This is a genomic window from Micromonospora sp. NPDC004551 (assembly GCF_040609975.1).
Lineage (GTDB): Bacteria > Actinomycetota > Actinomycetes > Mycobacteriales > Micromonosporaceae > Micromonospora.
Genome location: NZ_JBEXLM010000002.1, coordinates 115,230 through 132,652 on the forward strand (window position 1 = coordinate 115,230; position 17,423 = coordinate 132,652).

The 17,423-nt window shown below is 77.6% G+C and carries 17 protein-coding genes and 1 pseudogene; 6 read left to right on the forward strand and 12 right to left on the reverse strand.

Annotated elements, in window-relative coordinates; genetic code table 11:
• Positions 1–100: 100 nt before the first annotated feature.
• Both ABZW14_RS04540 and ABZW14_RS04545 read right to left on the reverse strand, forming a co-directional pair.
• Complete coding sequence (locus ABZW14_RS04540; RefSeq protein ID WP_355340184.1) at positions 101–1,183, reverse strand: polyprenyl synthetase family protein; 1,083 nt, start codon at positions 1,181–1,183, stop codon at positions 101–103.
• Between the two features lie 336 nt (positions 1,184–1,519).
• Positions 1,520–1,747: pseudogene (locus ABZW14_RS04545) on the reverse strand (helix-turn-helix transcriptional regulator); the annotation flags it as partial.
• Between the two features lie 227 nt (positions 1,748–1,974).
• On the opposite strand from ABZW14_RS04545, the gene metF reads away from it, so the two are divergent.
• Together metF and ABZW14_RS04555 are read left to right on the forward strand one after the other, a co-directional pair.
• The gene (metF, locus tag ABZW14_RS04550) at positions 1,975–2,892 is read left to right on the forward strand and encodes a methylenetetrahydrofolate reductase [NAD(P)H] (protein ID WP_355339712.1); all 918 of its coding nucleotides are present in this window, start codon (positions 1,975–1,977) and stop codon (positions 2,890–2,892) included.
• A gap of 43 nt (positions 2,893–2,935) precedes the next feature.
• Positions 2,936–3,625, forward strand: a complete 690-nt coding sequence (locus ABZW14_RS04555) for a CDP-alcohol phosphatidyltransferase family protein (protein WP_355339715.1) — start codon at positions 2,936–2,938, stop codon at positions 3,623–3,625.
• An 18-nt stretch (positions 3,626–3,643) separates the two neighbouring features.
• Here the strand turns inward: ABZW14_RS04555 and crtI are convergent, their stop codons facing one another.
• The 7 genes from crtI to ABZW14_RS04590 form a co-directional block, all read right to left on the reverse strand.
• Positions 3,644–5,131 carry a phytoene desaturase family protein gene (gene crtI, locus ABZW14_RS04560; RefSeq protein WP_355339718.1) on the reverse strand — a complete coding sequence of 496 codons (1,488 nt, stop codon included), beginning with the start codon at positions 5,129–5,131 and terminating at the stop codon, positions 3,644–3,646.
• Between the two features lie 11 nt (positions 5,132–5,142).
• Positions 5,143–6,270 (reverse strand): glycosyltransferase family 2 protein, encoded by a 1,128-nt coding sequence (locus tag ABZW14_RS04565; protein ID WP_355339721.1) that lies wholly within the window; start codon positions 6,268–6,270, stop codon positions 5,143–5,145.
• Entirely contained in the window at positions 6,267–7,079 is an 813-nt protein-coding gene (locus ABZW14_RS04570) for a carotenoid biosynthesis protein (RefSeq protein WP_355339724.1), read from the reverse strand. The genes ABZW14_RS04565 and ABZW14_RS04570 overlap by 4 nt, the downstream gene beginning before the upstream one ends.
• A gap of 114 nt (positions 7,080–7,193) precedes the next feature.
• Positions 7,194–7,772: a GNAT family N-acetyltransferase gene (locus ABZW14_RS04575; protein WP_355339727.1), complete on the reverse strand. Its 579-nt coding sequence runs from the start codon at positions 7,770–7,772 to the stop codon at positions 7,194–7,196.
• Positions 7,769–8,500 (reverse strand): monooxygenase, encoded by a 732-nt coding sequence (locus tag ABZW14_RS04580; RefSeq protein ID WP_355339730.1) that lies wholly within the window; start codon positions 8,498–8,500, stop codon positions 7,769–7,771. The genes ABZW14_RS04575 and ABZW14_RS04580 overlap by 4 nt, the downstream gene beginning before the upstream one ends.
• Positions 8,497–8,985 carry a YbaK/EbsC family protein gene (locus ABZW14_RS04585; RefSeq protein ID WP_355339733.1) on the reverse strand — a complete coding sequence of 163 codons (489 nt, stop codon included), beginning with the start codon at positions 8,983–8,985 and terminating at the stop codon, positions 8,497–8,499. Before ABZW14_RS04585 ends, ABZW14_RS04580 begins: the two co-directional genes overlap by 4 nt.
• Positions 8,986–8,990: 5 nt before the next feature.
• Positions 8,991–9,755, reverse strand: a complete 765-nt coding sequence (locus tag ABZW14_RS04590; protein WP_355339735.1) for a TetR/AcrR family transcriptional regulator C-terminal domain-containing protein — start codon at positions 9,753–9,755, stop codon at positions 8,991–8,993.
• Positions 9,756–9,834: 79 nt separating this feature from the next.
• Here ABZW14_RS04590 and ABZW14_RS04595 point away from each other — a divergent pair, with 79 nt between their 5' ends.
• Positions 9,835–11,022 (forward strand): FAD-dependent monooxygenase, encoded by a 1,188-nt coding sequence (locus tag ABZW14_RS04595; RefSeq protein WP_355339738.1) that lies wholly within the window; start codon positions 9,835–9,837, stop codon positions 11,020–11,022.
• Here the strand turns inward: ABZW14_RS04595 and ABZW14_RS04600 are convergent.
• The 3 genes from ABZW14_RS04600 to ABZW14_RS04610 are packed head-to-tail and all read right to left on the reverse strand — an operon-like array spanning position 11,007 to position 13,736.
• Positions 11,007–11,813: an FAD:protein FMN transferase gene (locus ABZW14_RS04600; protein WP_355339741.1), complete on the reverse strand. Its 807-nt coding sequence runs from the start codon at positions 11,811–11,813 to the stop codon at positions 11,007–11,009. The genes ABZW14_RS04595 and ABZW14_RS04600 overlap by 16 nt on opposite strands.
• 7 nt (positions 11,814–11,820) lie before the next feature.
• A complete protein-coding gene (locus tag ABZW14_RS04605) occupies positions 11,821–12,318 on the reverse strand; it encodes an FMN-binding protein (protein ID WP_355339744.1) in 498 nt (165 codons plus the stop codon).
• Between the two features lie 20 nt (positions 12,319–12,338).
• A complete protein-coding gene (locus ABZW14_RS04610; RefSeq protein ID WP_355339747.1) occupies positions 12,339–13,736 on the reverse strand; it encodes a ferredoxin reductase family protein in 1,398 nt (465 codons plus the stop codon).
• 512 nt (positions 13,737–14,248) lie between these two features.
• On the opposite strand from ABZW14_RS04610, the gene ABZW14_RS04615 reads away from it, so the two are divergent.
• The 3 genes from ABZW14_RS04615 to ABZW14_RS04625 all read left to right on the forward strand — a co-directional run bounded on the left by ABZW14_RS04615 (position 14,249) and on the right by ABZW14_RS04625 (position 17,406).
• Positions 14,249–14,743 carry an SAV_6107 family HEPN domain-containing protein gene (locus ABZW14_RS04615; RefSeq protein WP_355339750.1) on the forward strand — a complete coding sequence of 165 codons (495 nt, stop codon included), beginning with the start codon at positions 14,249–14,251 and terminating at the stop codon, positions 14,741–14,743.
• A gap of 165 nt (positions 14,744–14,908) precedes the next feature.
• Positions 14,909–15,685 (forward strand): hypothetical protein, encoded by a 777-nt coding sequence (locus tag ABZW14_RS04620; protein WP_355339753.1) that lies wholly within the window; start codon positions 14,909–14,911, stop codon positions 15,683–15,685.
• On the forward strand, positions 15,682–17,406 hold the full coding sequence (locus ABZW14_RS04625; RefSeq protein WP_355339756.1) for a DNA polymerase Y family protein: 1,725 nt from the start codon (positions 15,682–15,684) through the stop codon (positions 17,404–17,406). The genes ABZW14_RS04620 and ABZW14_RS04625 overlap by 4 nt, the downstream gene beginning before the upstream one ends.
• Positions 17,407–17,423 lie beyond the last annotated feature (17 nt).

The window sequence follows — 17,423 nt, forward strand, 5'->3', positions numbered from 1 at the left end:
CCAGTCTCGTCGATCATGAGGATGGCGGCACTTCCGGAGATCGACTTCGCCGTCAACCTCATGATCGACCGGGTGGGCCGCGGGGGATCGGGCGCGCGGGTCAGTCGGTGCGGCGGGTGGCGGCGATGGCCAGGTCGACCAGGGACTGGTGGGCCTCGGTGTCCAGGTCGACCGTCGTGAGGGCGGCCAGGGCGCTCTCGGTGAGGGCCGCGATGCGCCGCTCGGTGCGCTCCAGCGCGCCGCTCACCGTGATCAGCTCGCGCAGGCGGGTCACCCCGGCGGTGTCCAGCCCCGGGTCGCCGAGCCCGCCGAGCAGCAGGTCCCGGCCGGCGTCGTCGAGCGCCTCCAGGGCGGCGGCCACCAGGTAGGTCCGCTTGCCCTCGCGCAGGTCGTCGCCGGCTGGCTTGCCGGTGCGCTCCGGGTCGCCGAACACCCCCAGCACGTCGTCGCGGAGCTGGAACGCCTCGCCCAGCGGCAGCCCGTACGCCGAGTAGGCCGCGTGCACCTCGGCCGGGGCGTCGGCCAGCGCGGCGCCGAGCAGCAGCGGCCGCTCGACGGTGTATTTCGCCGACTTGTAGCGGGCCACCTTGCCGGCCCGTTCCAGCGAGGTGTCGCCGGTGGCCTGGGTCAGCACGTCCAGGTACTGCCCGACGGTCACCTCGGTGCGCATCTCGTCGAAGACCGGCCGGGCCCGGGCCACCGTGTGCGGGTCGAGGCCGGCGGAGTGCAGCAGCTCGTCGGACCAGACCAGGCACAGGTCACCCAGCAGGATGGCCGCCGCGTCGCCGAACCCGTCCGGGTCGCCGCTCCAGCCGGCCGCGCGGTGCCGGGCGGCGAACCGCCGGTGCACCGCCGGCTCGCCCCGGCGGGTGTCCGAGCGGTCCATGAGGTCGTCGTGGATCAGCGCGCTGGCCTGCACGAACTCCAGCGCGGCCAGGGCGGCGACCACCTGGTCGGAGTCGACCCCGCCGGCGCCCCGGTAGCCCCAGTAGCCGAAGGCCGGACGCAGCCGCTTCCCGCCGCCCAGCACGAACGCCTCGATCGCCTCGGCGACCGGCACCAGGCCGTCGTCGAGGGTGGTCAGCCAGCCGCGCTGGCCGGCGAGGAACTCGGTGAGGGCCTTGTCGATCCGCTGGCGCAGGCCGGCGCGGTCGACGGGGGACACGGGAGCAGCGTGGGTCACGCCGACGACGCTAGCCGGTCCCGGCCGGTCGCGCCCTCCCCCCGTCCCGGCGCGCCGCGCCCGCCGTCGACCGGGGCCGGCCGCCGGCGCCCCCCGAGGGGGCGACAGGGCCCCCAGCCGGGGCGACGAGGCCCCCTGCCGGGGCGACAGGGCCTCCTGCCGGGGCGACAGGGCCTCCTGCCGGGGCCGCGGGGAGGTGGGGACGGGCCGTCGCGGGCGGCTCGGCATCGCGCCGGGCCGCCGGCCCGTGGCGGTGAGCCGGGCCGGCCGCGTGCGGGAACCGGCCGGTGCCACCCCCAGGCGGCGGCTGTGCGCGGCGGCTCCGGCCAGCAGCTCGCCGGGCACCCCGAGGACCACCGCCAGCCAGCCGCACCAGAAGTCGCCCGGCAGCCGGCGCTGCCGCTCCCACCGGGACACCTCGTGCCGGGTCAGCGTCGGCACGCCGGCGGCGGCGCACAGCTCGGCGGCGACCCGCTGCTGGCTCCAGCCGCGGGCGGCCCGCAGGTCGGCCAGGAGGGGCCCGAGCGGGCGGGGGCCGGGTGGCGGGGACGGGGACGGGGTCATCGGGTCCTCCCGGGGCGACGGGCGGGCGGCGACGCGGACGCCCGGCGGTGCTCCGACCGGCGCGCCGCCGATCGTGGCGACCCCCGCGCGGGCCCCCGGGACCGGCCACCGGCCGGCCCCACCGCGCTGCCCCCTTCCTACCCCCGGGGTACGACGCTCCGCCGCGCTCGTGCTCGCGGGCTGGGAAGATCGTGGGTCGGCGTGGACCGGCCGGTTACAGTCGGTCCGTGGCGCTCGGTCTTCCCTCGGTCCTCCCCAATCCGCAGCCGGCCATCGGGGAGCTGATCCGTGACGCCCGGCCCACGTTCTCCTTCGAGTTCTTCCCGCCGAAGACACCGCAGGGAGAGCGCCTGCTCTGGCAGGCCATCCGCGAGCTGGAGTCGCTGCGCCCCTCGTTCGTCTCGATCACCTACGGCGCCGGCGGCTCGACCCGGGACACCACGGTCGCGGTGACCGAGCGGATCGCCACCGAGACCACCCTGCTGCCGATGGCGCACCTCACCGCGGTCGACCACTCGGTCGCCGAGCTGCGGCACGTCATCGGCCGGCTGGCCTCGGTGGGGGTGCGCAACGTGCTGGCCGTCCGCGGTGACCCGCCCGGCAACCCGGGCGGCGAGTGGGTCCGGCACCCGGAGGGCGTGCAGTACGCCGAGGAGCTGGTCCGGCTGGTGCGGGACGCCGGTGACTTCAGCGTCGGGGTGGCCGCGTTCCCCTACAAGCACCCGCGCTCGGCCGACGTGGCCAGCGACACCGCGCACTTCGTCCGCAAGTGCCGGGCCGGGGCCGAGTTCGCGATCACCCAGATGTTCTTCGACGCCGACGACTACCTGCGGCTGCGCGACCGGGTGGCCGCCGCCGGCTGCGACACCCCGATCCTGGCCGGGGTGATGCCGGTGACCCAGCTGGGCACCATCGAGCGGTCGGTGCAGCTCTCCGGCGCGCCCTTCCCGCCGGCCCTCGCGGAACGATTCGCCGCCGTGGCCGACGACCCGGAGGCGGTCCGCCGGCTCGGCATCGAGCAGGCCGGCGAGATGTGCGCGAAGCTGCTGGACGAGGGCGTGCCCGGGATCCACTTCATCACGCTCAACCGGTCCACCGCCACGCGCGAGGTGTGGCAGCGCCTGCGCGCCGACGCGCGGGTGTGACCACCCCGCCCACGAAACCCCTCCGCCCTTCTACGGTTGATCCGTGGCGGGCACACAGCTGAACTGGGACCAGTACGCGACCGCGTGGGCGCGGCTGCACGGCGGCTTCGACCCCCGGGCGGCCGCGCCGGTGGTCCGCGCCTGGCTGCGCTTCGCCTACCACGTGGGCTACATCCTGGGCCGGCTGCGGATCGGCCCGACCCCGGTGACCGTCGTCGGCGTGCTGCTCTGCCTCTGCGTACCCCTGCTGGTGGGGCGGGCCGGCGACGGGCCGTTCCTGGGGGCGCTGTTCGTGCTGCTGGCGGCGGTGGCGGACAGCGTCGACGGCGCGGTGGCGGTGGCCACCCACCGCACCACCCGGCTCGGCTACGTCTACGACTCGGTGGCCGACCGGCTCGGCGAGGCCGCCTGGCTGACCGCGTTCTGGCTGATCGGCGCGCCCGGCGCGCTGGTCGCCGCGGCCGGGGGCCTGTCCTGGCTGCACGAGTACGTGCGGGCCCGGGCGGTCGCGGCCGGGATGCGGGAGATCGGTGCGGTGACCGTGGGGGAGCGCCCCACCCGGGTGTGCGTGGCCCTGGTCGGGCTGGTGGTCGCCGGGCTCACCGGCCTGATCGACGCCGACCTGGCCGCCGGCACCATCACGATGGCCACCACGGTCTGGGTGCTGCTGGCCGGCTTCGGCCTCGGCCAGCTGCTCTCCGCCGTCCGCCGCGCCCTGATCGACGCCGACTGACGGCCGCTCGGCCGGGACCTACCAGGCCGGGCCGATGGCGTCGGCGACGATCTCCGCGGACAGCGTCACCATGGGGAGGCCGCCACCGGGGTGGCTGGAGCCGCCGACCAGCCAGAGCCCGGCCGCCGGGCCCCGGTTGGCCGGGCGGAGCAGCCCGCCCGCGGTGCCGTAGATCGCCCCGCCCGGCGCGCCGGTCGCCGTGTCCAGGTCGGCCGGGGTGCGGATCTCGCGGAACACCAGCCGGTCCCGCACGTCCACACCGCGCTCGGCGAGCACGTCGAGGATCCGGTCGGCGTACGCCTCGGCCAGCCCCGGCCGCCGCCAGTCGACCGCGCCCGCGGCGGTGCCGTGGCGGGCCGCGTTGACCAGCACGAACCACGCCTCGTGCCCGGCCGGGCGGACGGCCGGATCGTCGGCCACGGTGACGAAGACGGTCGGGTCCGGCGCGGGCCGGGCCCGGACGCCCCGTCCCGGGTCACCGAAGACCGCGTCGAACTCGGCGTCGTGGTCGCGCGGAAAGAAGACGGTGTGGTGGGCCAGCCCGGAGTCGCCCCGGACGCCGAGCAGCAGCACGAAGCCGGCCAGGCTGCGGTCGGTGAGCGCGGCGAGCCGGCGCGGGGTGGGCAGCAGATCGCGGTAGACGGTCAGCGCGTCGACGTTGGCCACCACCACGTCGGCGGGGACGGGCGCGGCCGTCCCCGCCACGCGGACGCCGTGCACCCGGCCACCGGCCGCGTCGATCCGGGTGACCGTGGCGCCGGTGCGCACCACCACGCCGAGGTCCAGGCAGCGGGACAGCAGCGCGTCGGCCAGGGTGCCCAGCCCGCCGCGCAGGTACCAGCCGCCGTAGGCCAGTTCGGCGTAGGGGACGGCGACCAGCGCGGCGGGGGCCCGGCGCGGGTCGGCGCCCGTGTAGGTGGCGTAGCGGTCGAGCAGCATCCGCAGCCGCGGGTCGGACAGGTGCCGGCGGCTCAGCCCGCGCAGGCTGCGGCCGGGGCCGATGGCGGCGAGGTCGCCCAGCCGCCAGGCCAGCGCGGCCAGGTCGCGCGGGGAGTCGACGGTGCGGCGCAGCACGTCCCGGTGCGAGGCCGCCCACACCCGGCCGGCCCGCCGCCAGAGGCGCTGCCAGTCGGCGGCGGCCCGGTCGCCGAACGCCGCGCCGATGCGGGCGGTGAACTCGGCCGGGTCGGCGCAGGAGTCCAGGGCGGGGCCGCCGCCGGGGAAGACGTGCCGGACGATCGGGTCCAGCGGCACCAGGTCCAGGTATTCATCGAGCTTCGCGCCGGTCGCCTCGAACAGGTCGTGGAACACCTGCGGCAGGGTGACCAGGCTCGGCCCGGTGTCGAAGCACCAGGACCCCTCGGGGGTGTCGTGCCGGTGCCGGCCCAGCTTGCCGCCGACCGTGTCGGCCCGCTCGAGGACGGTGACCTCGTGCCCGGTGACCGCCAGCCGCGCGGCGGCGGCCAGCCCGCCCACGCCGGCGCCGATGACCACGATCCGCGCCATGCCGCCCCCTCCTAGCCGACCGGGCGACCCCGCCAGGTGAGCCGGCGTCGCTTCCGCAGATGGTACGACCGGAGGGTCAGCCAACCGAGGACCACGACCGACACGGGGTGTGCCAGCGCGTCGGGCCACGCCCGCCCGCCGGTGGCCCGGGCGCTGACCGCCCGGCCGGTGACGCCGAGCAGGTAGGCGGCGAGCGCGAGCCCGGCCGGCACCGGCGCGCCGGCCACCAGCGCCCCGGCCGCGACCAGCGGGGGAGCGGTGTAGAGCAGGAGCAGCAGGGCCACGACCACCGCGGCGGCGGCCGGGTGCCCGAAGGAGGCCCAGAGCGACTTGGTGTAGCCGTCGCGCAGCTGCGGCCAGCTCTCGTACATCCGGCAGGCGGCCAGCCGGGAGCCGTCGGCCAGGGCGATCCGGCCGCCGGACCGCTTCACGGCCCGGGCCAGCTCGATGTCCTCCAGAACCCGGTCGGCGACCGCGGCGTGCCCGCCGGCGCGCAGGTAGCCGGCCCGGTCCACGACCAGGAACTGCCCGCCGGCCGCCGCGAGGGACGGCCGCGGCGAGCGCTCCATGGCGCGCAGCGGCAGGAAGGTCAGCCACAACCACTGGAGCAGCGGCTGCACCAGCCGGTCGGCCGCCGTCCGCACCAGGATCCGGGGGTACGGCGACAGCAGCGTCGCGCCCGCCGCTCGCAGCCCGGTCACCGCCGCCGCGACCGCGTACGGGGTGAGGACCACGTCGGCGTCGACGAAGGCCAGCACGGTCGGGGCCGGGCCGGTGCGGGTGGCGAGCTGCCAGCAGGCGTGCGGCTTGCCCAGCCAGCCGGGTGGCGGGGCGACCCCGGTGAGCAGGGTGACCCGGGGATCATCGCCGGCCACCGCGCGGACCACCTCGGCGGTGCCGTCGGTCGAGCCGTCGTCGAGCACCACGATCCGCAGCTCCGGCACGCCGCGCTGGGCGAGCAGCGCGCGCAGGCACGGGGTGACCCGATCGGCCTCGTCGCGCAGCGGCAGCAGCACCGCCACCGCCTCGGTGACCTCGACCGGGCCGGCATCGGGGCGGCGCAGCCAGGCGGTGGCGTTGACGACCGTGTGGGCGGTGAGCGCGGCGACCGCCGCGAGCAGGACGAGCGCGGGCATCATGCCGGCGCGTCGACGCGGGGGGCCGGCTCCGCCACCCCGGGACCGGCCCGGTGCCGGCGCGCGCGCAGCAGCGTCACCGCCAGCGGCACGGCGGCCACCGCCATCCCGGCCGCGCCCCAGGCCGCCGAGGCGGGCAGCCGGAGGAAGACCGCGTGCGCCAGCACGCTGGAGGCGTACGTCCACAGGTAGAGCGCGAACATCGGCGCGTCCCGGGCGTCGGTGCGGTCGGCGGGCGGCCCGGCGAGCGGGCGCAGCGCGGCCGTCAGCAGCACCGCGAAGAGCAGCCAGCCGAGGTAGTTGCTGACTGGGATGCCGGGCAGACCGGGCAGGGCCGGGGTGGCGTCCCGCCAGCGCCAGTAGCCCTCGGCCACCATCTGCGGGTCGAGGAAGAGGTCCCAGGCGGCCAGCCCGACCGCGGCGAGGGCGATCCGGGCAGGGCGGGAGCGGGTGAGCCGGACCGCGGTGAGCCAGGCCGGCCAGGCCATCCAGGTCCAGGCCAGCGGGATGACCAGCGGCACGCCGGCCAGCTTCGGGCCCAGCTCGCCGGAGTAGTCGTAGCTGCCGAAGGGGAAGCCGGTGGCCACGCCGAGCGCCTCGACCGCGAAGCCGCCGCCGGTGGCCACGGCGACCAGCGCGAACGCGGTGCGCGTACCCCGGGTGAGCAGGGCGTGCCCGACGGAGAGCAGCCAGCCGAGCCCGACGGTGGCCACGGTGAGCCCGGCCCGGGTCGTGCCGCCGGTGAGCGGGTAGCAGATCTGGGCCAGGACCAGCACGGCCAACAGCGCCCAGGGCAGCCGGCCCCGGGTCACGGCGTCATCTCGGTTCGCGACTGCGGGGCTCGCAACCCCGGCTCACTCCTCGCGCTCACGGCGTCATCTCGGTTCGCGACTGCGGGGCTCGCAACCCCGGCGCACTCCTCGCGCTCACGGCTCTTCCGGGGCGGGGGCGCCACCGGGGCCGGGCGGCGGCAGCGGCAGGTCCCGGCCGAGCACGCCGAACGGCCGCTCGTCGCCGGGGAAGTGGAAGTGGCGCAGGATGTCGACGAAGCCGAACCGGCGGTAGAGCCGCCAGGCCCGGGACCGCTGCTCGTCGGCCTCCGGCGTGGAGAGCAGGGTGGTGCTGCCCTCGGCCATGGTGAGCAGCGCGCGCAGCTGGCCGGCGCCCAGGCCGTGCCCCTGCGCGGGCGGGCGGACGTGCAGCTCGACCACCTCGAAGCAGTTGGTCAGCCAGCGCTGCCGGGCCGCGCCGTCCAGCGCCCGGTGCACCTGGTCGTGCCACCACTGGCCGGCGGCGCCGACGTAGCCGTACCCGAAGCCGGCCAGGTGGCCCTCGGTGGTCAGGCTGGCGACGGCGCGGAAGCCGGGTCGGCGGACGTGGGTGGCGATGTAGCCGCGCCGGGCCTCCAGCAGGTCGGCGCGGTAGCCCATCGCCTCGCCGTAGACGGCCACCACGTCGTCCAGCCGCCGGACCAGATCGTCCGGTGTCCACCGCACCAACCTCATGCGTTCCCTCTCGCCGTTTCCGGGTCGCTCTCGGTCGCGCCCCATCCCAGCACCGTGCGGTCGCCGACCACGTCGGTCACGACGAACCGTGCGAACAGTTCCTCCGCGTACCACCGCTCGGTCGGGGTGCGGGTGATCGCGGCCCGGTGCTCCGGGTGACGGTACGCGAACGCGACGAGGTCCGCGGCGTCGCGCCACACGCTCACCGTGCCCTGCCAGCCCAGCGGGGCCTCGCCGACGCCGAACCGGGCGAGCAGCCCGGGCGCGGCGTGCAGGGCGGCGGCGACCGGCGGAACCGCCCGCCAGAAGGTGACCGCCCGGCGGGCCCGCAGCCGGGCCCGGGTCAGCGCCAGCACCGGCCCGGCGGCCCGCCCTCCGGACGGCTCGCCGAACGGCCGCCGGCCGGACCACTCACCCCGGCTGGTCAGCGGGCGCAGCTCCACCCGGACGTGGGCGCGGGCGAGCCGGGCCCAGGAGCGGCCGACCGGGGAGGCGTCGAAGCCGGCCGCGGCGGCGGGGGAGTCCCATACCACCAGGGCGGCCCAGCGGGTCAGGTCGGCGTCGCCGGGGCCGAAGCCGGCGCCGGTCCCGGTGCCGAGCAGCTTGGCGAACCGGACGCCGGGCAGCCGCCGCAGGCGCGCCGGGTGGGTCGCCATCCGGGCCAGCGCCCGGGGGACGGCCGCCCGGGGGATCCGCCACACGTGCAGCGTGACGAGATCCGGAGTCACGCCACCTCGGTCGGGGTGCCGGAGGTGAGCCGCAGCAGCTCCGCGTGCGTGGTGGGGAAGACCGCCTGCGGCACGCCGCCGGCCGCCCACACCTCGTCGTACGCCGCCAGCGCGGTGTCCACGAGGGTGCGCAGCGGCCGGGGGTGGCCGACCGGGGCGACCCCGCCGATCACCTGCCCGGTGTGCCGCTTGACGAACTCCGGGGTGGCCCGGCGCAGGTGGGTGACCCCGAGGGACGCGGCCAGCCCGGCGGTGTCCACCCGGTGCGCGCCGGAGGTGAGCACCAGCAGGGGCGCGTCGTCGGCGTCGAAGACGAGCGAGTTGGCGATGGCGCCGACTCCGACGCCGAGCGCCTCGGCGGCCGCGGCGGCGGTGTGGACGGCCTCGGGCAGCAGGCGGACCTGGCTCGGGGCGCCGGAGCCGTCCCGGGCGCCCGCGTCGTCGAGCGCCCGCTGCACCGCCTGCACGTTCGGGTGTGGCTGCATGCCCCTCATTCTCCCCGGCCGCCGGGCGCCCGTTCGGCCGCCCCGCCCGAACGGGGGCCGGCGGCGGCGCGGGCGGTGATGAGCGCCTCGATGCCGTCGAGGATCCGGGCCAGGCCGAAGTCGAGGGCCTGGTCGGCGGCCGCCGGGTCGATGCCGCGCAGGGCCGCGTCCAGCGCCGGGAACCGCTCCTCCCGGCCGCGGACCAGGACGCCGAAGCCGCTCTCCCGTCCCCCGCCGGGCGCGTCGTCCGGCGCGGCGTGCTGGGCCAGGTTGCGGGCGTGCCCGACCAGGAGCACGGCGACGTCGAGCTGCTCGGCGCCGGTCAGCCCGGTGCCCGCGAGGGCGGCGACCACCCGTTCCAGCCAGGCCAGCTCGTTCGGGCCGGGCAGCCGGGGGCCGACGGTCGCCGCCTGGGCCCACGGGTGCCGGCGGAACCGGTCGAAGAGCTGCCGGGTCCAGTCGTCGAGCTGGCCGCGCCAGTCGGCGCCGGCGGGCGGTGGGGGCGGCTCGCCGACCGCCGCCTCCAGCATGAGCGCCACCAGTTCGGCGCGGCCGGGCACGTACCGGTAGAGGGCCATCTTGGTGACGTCCAGGGACTCGGCGACCCGCTGCATGGTCAGCCCTTCGAGGCCGTCGGCGTCGGCGATGGCGATGCCGGCGCCGGCGATCGCGGCCAGCGTGAGCGTGGGGCGCGGCCCGCGCCGGGGCCCGGCCGGGGTGCCCCACAGCAGCTCGAACAGCCGGCGCTGGTCGACGTCACCGGTCTCCACGGGACCCCCTTGTCCTCGGCTCGAAACTGTGTCTACAGTACTCTGTATCCGAGGGACACAGTTTCGAACGGGGGAAGACATGCCCACTCCACTGCGCGGTTTCCGCGTGCTCGTCTCCGGCGCCGGGGTGGCCGGCCCGGCGGTGGCCTGGTGGCTGGCCCGGCACGGTGCCGAGGTCACGGTCGTGGAGGCCGCGCCCGCGCTGCGGACCAGCGGCTTCGCGGTCGACTTCCGCGGCCCCACCCACCTGGGCGTGCTCGCCGCCATGGGCGTGCTGGACGAGTTGCGCGCGGTGCAGACCCACGCCGGCGCGATGAGCCGGGTGGACGAGCACGACCGGGAGATCTTCCGGCTGCCGGCCGAGTTCGCCGGCGGTGAGCTGGAGGTCCTCCGCCGGGACCTCTCCCGGATCCTCTACGAGCACGGCGCCGACCGGGTGGGGTACGTCTTCGGCGACCGGATCACCGCGCTCACCGAGACCGCCGACGGGGTGCGGGTCGACCTGGCCCGGGGCGCCTCCCGCACCGTCGACCTGGTGGTCGGCGCGGACGGGCTGCACTCCGGTGTGCGCCGGCTGGCGTTCGGGCCCGAGTCGGCGTACGTGACCCACCTCGGCTACCACCTGGCCGGCTGGGACCTGCCCAACGACCTCGGGGCGGGTCCGGTCCCGCGGCAGTACAACGTGCCCGGCCGGATGGCCAGCGTGACCGCCGACCAGCGCGACCCGGGCCGGGCGGGCGCCCTCGTCGTGTTCGCCTCGCCCCGGCAGGACCACGACCGGCTCGACCTCGACCGGCAGAAGGCGCTGATCACCGACGCCTTCGCCGGGCTGGGCTGGCACGTGCCCCGGCTGCTGGCCGGCCTGCGCGCCGCGCCCGAGCTCTACTTCGACGCGATCGCCCGGGTCAGCGTGCCCCGCTGGCACGCCGGCCGGGCGGTGCTGCTCGGCGACGCGGCCTGGGGGGTGACCCTCGGCGGGATGGGGGTCGGCACCGGCCTGGTCGGGGCCTACGTGCTCGCCGGTGAGCTGGCCCTGGCCGGCGGTGACCACCGGGTGGCGCTGCCGGCGTACGACCGGCGGATGCGGGCCTACGCCGGCCGCTGGCAGCGCGGCGCCAATCCCGGCCACTTCCTCGCCCCGGCCAGCGGCTGGGGCCTGTGGCTGCGCGACCGGCTGCTGGCCACCCGCCCGGTGCAGTCGCTGCTGGTGCGCGGCAGCGGCTCGCTGGCCACCGACGCCGAGCTGCCCGACTACGCGGCGGTCTGAGCCGCCGGCCGGGAGCCGGGCCAGCCCGGGGTGGCCCGGACCCCGCCGGCGGCGTCCACCAGCAGGGCCGCGTACCCGTCCAGGGTGGCCAGCCAGTCCAGCGCGTCCGCGCCGCGGGCGACGGCCGCGGTGGCGTACACGTCGGCCCAGAGCAGCTCGGGACCGACCACGGTGACCGACCGGACGGCCCGGGCCGGCCGCCCGGCACGCGGGTCGGTGATGTGCGGGCCGCGCCGCGCGGTGCCGGACGTGGCGACCGCGCCGTGCGGGCGGGTGACCACGTCGAGCAGCCGCTCGGGGCGGTCCGGGTCCTCGATGCCGACCCGCCAGGCCGGCCGGCCCGGCGCGGTGCGCAGCAGCACGTCCCCGCCGGCGTTGAGGCACAGGTCGTGGTCGGGCAGTGCCAGCCAACGCGCGGCCCGCTCCACCGCCCAGCCCTTGACCAGGCCGGACGGGTCGAAGCCGGTGCCCCCGCCGGGCAGTGGCAGCCGCCGGGCGTCGAACCACCCGCCGGTGCGGACGCGGGCCGCCTCGCAGCGCTCGACCACCTCGCGCACCAGCGGATCCGCGGCGGCGGGGTCGGGCGCCGCCCCGCCGAGCCGGCCCAGCACGCTGTCCGGCCGGTAGGTGCTGAACGTCGCGTCGACGTCGCGCAGCTCGGCGAAGACCCGCTCCACCCGCCCGGCCACCGCGTCGGTGTGCACCCCGGGGCCGCGCAGGTGCACGCTGACCGGCAGCCCCATCACCTGCGTCACCCAGGCGCGCCGGTCGAGTTCGGTGGTCGGGTTCATCGCGTCCTCACTTCAGGTGCGCCGCGTCGATGGCGGATTGGAGGGACTCGCGGTAGCCGTCGCTGGTGACGGTGGCCCCGGAGACGGTGTCGATCTGCGCGCTCTGCGCCGCGAGGGCCTCCTGCCGCAGGATCGGCACCGCGTAGTCGTTGATCTCCTGGTCCCGGCGGTTGCCGTCCGGCACCTGCACCGTGGTGACGTTGGTGATCTTCCCGTTGGCGACGCTGATCTTCACCTGCACCGGCCCCCACCGGGTCTGCGCCACCGACCCGGTGGCCGTGCCGCTGCCGCTCGACGTGCCGCCGCCGTTCGAGGTGTCGCCGCCGTTCGACGAGTCCGACCCGTCGTCCGTGCCGGTCCAGGAGCTGCCGCTGCCGGCCCGGCCGTCCGAACCGGAGGCGATGGCGCTGGTCTCCCCGCCCGCGCCCATGGTGCTGGTCTTGTAACTGAACAGCAGCACCAGCGCGGCCACCGTGGAGAGCAGCCAGATGGTGATCCGTCGCACGGATCCTCCTTTCGCGCCCGTCACCAGGCGAAGCGTTCGTGATGGAGATGCGCGTCGGGGACCCCTGCCGCGCGGGTCGCGGCGCGGGCGGCCTCGACCCAGCCGTCCGGTCCGCAGAGGAAGACGTCGTGGCCGGCGATGCCGGGAGAGAGCCGGCGCAGCGCCTCCGCGTCGGAGAGCCCCTCGGCGTAGGCCGGCAGCCAGGACGGGCGTGCCGCCCGGGGGCCGACGAGGTGGTGCACGACCAGCCCGCGCTCCGCGACGAGCCGGTCCAGCTCCGCCCGGAAGGCCAGGTCGTCGGGGGTACGCGCGCGGTAGAGCAGCACCGCCTGACCGGGCGCGTAGGGCAGCTCCCAGAGCAGCGCCAGCAGTGGGGTGATGCCGACGCCGCAGGCCAGCATGGTGATCCCGCCGCCGCGCCAGCGCTCCCCGGTGAGCCGCCCGTACGGCCCCTCGACGAGCACCCGCGTGCCGGGGCGCAGGGCGGCCACCCGGGCGCTGCCGTCGCCCAGGTCCTTGACCGTGATCCGCATCAGGTCGCCGTTCGGCGGCGCGGACAGCGAGTACGGGTGGGCGCGGGACCAGCCGGGGCCGTCCAGGAACCGCCAGAGCAGGAACTGCCCGGCCCGGACGGGCAGCCGGTGCAGGTCACGCCCGCGCAGCCAGACCGAGGTGACCCCGGGCGCCTCGGGGACCACGGCGGCCACCTCGATCCGGTGCCGCAGCGAGCGCCAGGCGGGCAGGCCCAGCCGCCAGATCAGCACGCTGGCCAGCGCCAGCAGGTAGACGGTCCACCAGTAGGCGCGGGCCAGCGGCGAGGCGACGAAGTCCGCACCGGTCCAGAGCTGGTGCGGCAGCGCCAGCGCGACGCCCAGGTACGCGTACAGGTGCAGCAGGTGCCAGGACTCGTAGCGCAGCCGGCGCCGGGCCGCGCGGACCGAGGTCACCACCACCAGCACGAGCAGGGCCAGCGCCGCGGTGGCCAGCAGCATCCCCGGGTACGAGACGACCAGGTCCCAGGTCTCGGCGAGCACCCCCCGGCGGGCGGTGCCGGCGTATCCGAGGACGGTGAGCAGCACGTGCGCCAGGAGCAGGTGGAACGAGGTGAAGCCGGTGAGCCGGTGCCAGCGGGCGATCCGGTCCTGACCGAAGCGTCGCTCGATCAGCGGCACCCGGGCCATGAGCACCACCTGGACGAGCATCAGGTCGGCGCTGACCAGGCCGGCGAGCCGGCCGAGCGAGGTGAGGCCGGTGGCCGCGCCGCCCAGCAGCTCCTGCACGCCGCGGTCGGCGGTCCAGAGCGCGGTGACCACCAGCAGGCTGAGCACCGCGGCGCCGCCGGCCACGTCGGCCCACCAGGCCGGGGCCGCCGGCAGGGTCCGGCGCGGGGTCTGCCGGCCGGCGACGGTGGCGGTCATCGGGCGTTCTTCCGGGTACGGCTGACGTTCATGTCGTCAACCCTGGTGCCCCGAAATCGGTGGCTCCTTTGCCCTTGCTGTGCGCGCCCTGAGAATCCACCGGCCGTCGCCCGGCACGCCGGTGCGTCACACGTTGCATTTTCGTCGGAGGGGAGGTGTACTGTCAGAGCAGTTAGAACGAGTGTTCGATTAGCTCGTACGCTCGTTCCAACGTCCGGGAGCGGTGTTTCGCGGCTCCGGCTCCCGGGAGGTGCGGTTCCGCGGACCGCACCGGGCTCCGGACAGTCGCGAGTCCGGACCCGTCAGGCAGGATCGTCGCCCGCCGCCCACGACCCCCGGGCGGCGGGCGACGGACCCGCCGGTACGCCGGCCGGGTGTGGTGTGGGGAAGCATCCACACCCGGCCGGCCACCCACCTGGTGCGTCTTCCTCCGCACCGCCCGTTCCGGGCGTCCGGGCGACGGTTCCCCGTCGCGCGGCCCGCCCCGCCCCGGCCCACGCGGAGGAGAGACCATGCCGACCAGTCCGGCCCAGGCGCCCACGGTGCCCGCGCACGTGCTGCCGCACCGCACCCCCGCCCAGCTGCTCGTGGTGGCCCGCCACGGGCTGGCCGAGGCCGCCCGGACCCGCCCCGACGGCCTCCGGTACGCCGCCGCCCACCTCGCCGCGCTGCGCGCCGCCGCCGCCCTGCTCGCCGCCCGCGCCCGCCCCGCACCCACCCGGCGCAACCGGATCACCAGCGTCTGGGTGCTGCTCGCCGCCGTCGCCCCCGAGCTGGACGAGTGGGCCGCCTACTTCGCCGCCGGCGCCAGCAAGCGGGCCGCCGCCGAGGCCGGCATCCCCCGGGTGGTCACCGCCCGGGAGGCCGACGACCTGCTCCGCGCCGCCGAGGAGTTCGTGACCGTGGTGGAGACCGCGCTCGGCCTGTCCCACCAGCCGGCGCTCGACGGGCTGCCCCGGCTCGGCGGGGCCGACGCCGCGCCGCGACCCGGAGCGGCCGCCGCCTGAGTCGTGGCGCCCGGCCACCACCGGCGGGACCCCGGGTGGCCGGGCGCCACTCCCGGCGACGGCGAGCATGCCGCACCGGGCCGCACGGGCGTCCCGCACCGCACGATCCACAGCACCATCCACGGGCCGGCGCCCGTGGTGAGCACACGACGGGGGGTTGGTCCGATGGCGGGCCGCATGGTGGTCGGTTCCGCCGCCCTGGCCGAGCTGGTACGCCCGGCCAGCGCGCCCGACCCGGCGGGCGGTCACCGGGTGCTCCCGGTCCGGCCCGAGCTGACCGGGCTGCTGCCCAACCGCGGGCTGCGGCGCGGCAGCACCATCGCGGTCGGTTCCGGCCAGCCCCGGCGCAGCGGCGCCACCTCCCTCATCCTCGCCCTGCTCGCCGAGGCGTCCCGGGCCGGCTCGTGGTGCGCCGTGGTCGGCGTGCCCACCTTCGGGGCGGGCGCGGCGGCCGAGGCCGGCATCGCCCTGGACCGGCTCGCCCTGGTGCCGAACCCGGGGCCGGAGTGGCCCACCGTCGTCGCCGCGCTCATCGACGGGGTCGACGTGGTGGTCACCGCCGTGCCGACCACGGTCTCCGCCTCGGTCGCCAGCCGGCTGGCCGCCCGGGCCCGGCAGCGCGGCAGCGTGCTCGTCCCGTACGGGCGGTGGGACGGCGCGGACGTGACGCTCCAGGTGGTCCGCGGGGTCTGGGAGGGGCTCGGGGCGGGCCGGGGCCGGCTGCGCCGCCGGGAGGTGACCGTCTCGGCCCGTGGCCGGGGCGCGGCCGCCCGCCCCAAGGAGATCAAGGTCTGGCTGCCCGGCGACGAGTTGACCCGGGTCATCCCCCGGTCGACCGGCGCCGGCGCCGGTGCCGTCCGCTCCGCCGCCCGCCGGCTCAGCGTGGTGGCCCCGGCCGCCGCGGCCACCCTCCGGCCGCTCACCGTGGCCGGGCCGGCATGAGCGGTGCGCCGGCGCGGACCCTGCTGCTCTGGTGCCCGGACTGGCCGGTCCTCGCCGCCGAGATCGTCGACGGGGTGCCGGCCACCGACCCGGTCGTGGTGCTGCACGCCAACCGGGTGGTCGCCTGCTCCGAGCGGGCCCGCGCCGAGGGTGTCCGCCGGGGCCTGCGCCGGCGGGAGGCGCAGGGGCGCTGCCCCCAGCTCACCGTCGTCGACCACGATCCCGCCCGGGACGCCCGGGCGTTCGAGCCCGTGGTGGCCGCCGTCGAGGAGGTGGTCGCCGGGGTCGAGGTGATCCGTCCCGGGGCCTGCGCGCTGGCCGCCCGGGGCCCCAGCCGCTATCTCGGGGGCGAGGAGGCGGCGGCCGAACGGATCGTCGAGCACGTCGCCCAGACCTGCGCGGTGGAGAGCCAGGTCGGCATCGCCGACGGCGTCTTCGCCGCCGGGCTGGCCGCCCGCGACGGGCGGATCGTGCCTCCCGGCGGGACCCCGGAGTTCCTGGCCGGCCTGCCCGTCGAGGCGCTCGGCCGGCCCACCCTGACCGACCTGCTGCGCCGGCTGGGCGTACGCACCCTCGGCGACTTCGCCGCGCTGCCCCCCGGTGACGTGCTGGCCCGGTTCGGCTTCGACGGGGCGCTGGCCCACCGGCTGGCCGCCGGCCGGGACCACCGGCCGCTCGCGGTCCGGCAGCCGCCCGCCGACCTGACCGTCACCGCCGACCACGACGAGCCGATCGACCGGGTCGACGCCGCGGCGTTCGCCGCCCGGACGCTGGCCGAGCAGTTGCACGAGCGGCTCGCCGCGCACGGGCTGGCGTGCACCCGGCTCGGCATCGAGGCGGTCACCGCGCACGGCCAGGAGCTGCACCGGGTCTGGCGGCACGACGGCCTGCTCACCGCCGCGGCCATCGCCGACCGGGTCCGCTGGCAGCTCGACGGCTGGCTCTCCGGCAGCAACGGCCGGGGCGGCGCCCGCCCGGCCCGCCCCACCGCCGGGATCATCCGGTTGCGGCTGGTGCCGGACGGGGTGCTCGCACAGGCCGGTCTGCAACCCGGCCTGTGGGGCGAGACCGGCGAGGAGCGGGAGCGGGCGCACCGCGCGTTGAGCCGGGTGCAGGGCATCCTCGGCCCCGAGGCGGTGGTCACCGCCGTGCTCGGCGGCGGGCGCTCCCCGGCCGACCAGGTGCGCCTGGTCCCGTGGGGCGACGAGCGCCTGCCCGCCCGCCCCGGCCCGCCACCCCTGCCGACCGTCGAGCCGGCGGTCCCACCGACCGGGCCGACAGCGCCGGCCGGGCGGACCCGGGCCGGTGCCGTGGCGCGGCCGGAGTCGGCCGGTGCGGTGGCCCGCCCAGCCCGGAACGGCGGGGCGGCGCGGTCGGGCGGGGCGATCCCCGTGCCGCCGTGGCCGGGGCGGATCCCGCCGCCCGCGCCGGCCGTGGTGCTGCCCACCCCGCTGCCCGCCGCCGTGCACGACGCCGCCGGCGAGCCGGTGGTGGTCAGCGCCCGGCTGGCGGTCAGCGCCGCGCCCGCCCGGCTGACCGTCGGCGCGGGCCGGCCGGCCGAGGTCGCCGGGTGGGCCGGCCCGTGGCCGGTGGACGAGCGCTGGTGGGCGCCGGCCGAGGCCCGCCGCCGGGCCCGGTTCCAGGTCTGCCTGGCCGACGGGGCCGCCCTGCTGCTCGCGGTCGAGGGCGGCCAGTGGCTGGTGGAGGCGATCTATGACTGAGCGGCGTGCGTCCGACG